The organism is Clostridium sp. DL1XJH146, from assembly GCF_054819755.1.
The window spans coordinates 1-353 of record NZ_JBTVVN010000118.1 but is presented as its reverse complement, the minus strand read 5'-3'; the positions used below and the strand labels follow the sequence as shown (position 1 = coordinate 353).

Here is a 353-nt window from a genome sequence, read left to right as displayed (position 1 = left end):
GCTAAAACATTTGGTTGCACTAGATTTATATATAACAAAATGTTAGAAGATAGAATAAAATCATATGAAGAAAATAAAGATTTAGATATTAAAAAAGTAAAATACCCAACTCCTGCGCAATATAAGAAAGAATATGAATGGCTTAAAGAAGTTGATAGTTTAGCGTTAGCTAATGCTCAAATGAACTTAAATAAAGCATATAAAAATTTTTTTAGAGATAAATCTATTGGGTTTCCTAAATTCAAGAGTAAAAAAACTAATTACTATAGTTATACAACTAATAATCAAAATGGAACTGTAGCTATTGAGAATGGACGTATTAAGATTCCAAAATTAAAATCTATGATTAAAAT

1 protein-coding gene is annotated in these 353 nt (G+C 24.4%); it reads left to right on the top strand.

Annotated elements, in window-relative coordinates; genetic code table 11:
* The coding region (locus ACVHXK_RS18745; RefSeq protein WP_461207929.1) for a helix-turn-helix domain-containing protein at positions 1-353 on the top strand (353 nt) is incomplete at both ends.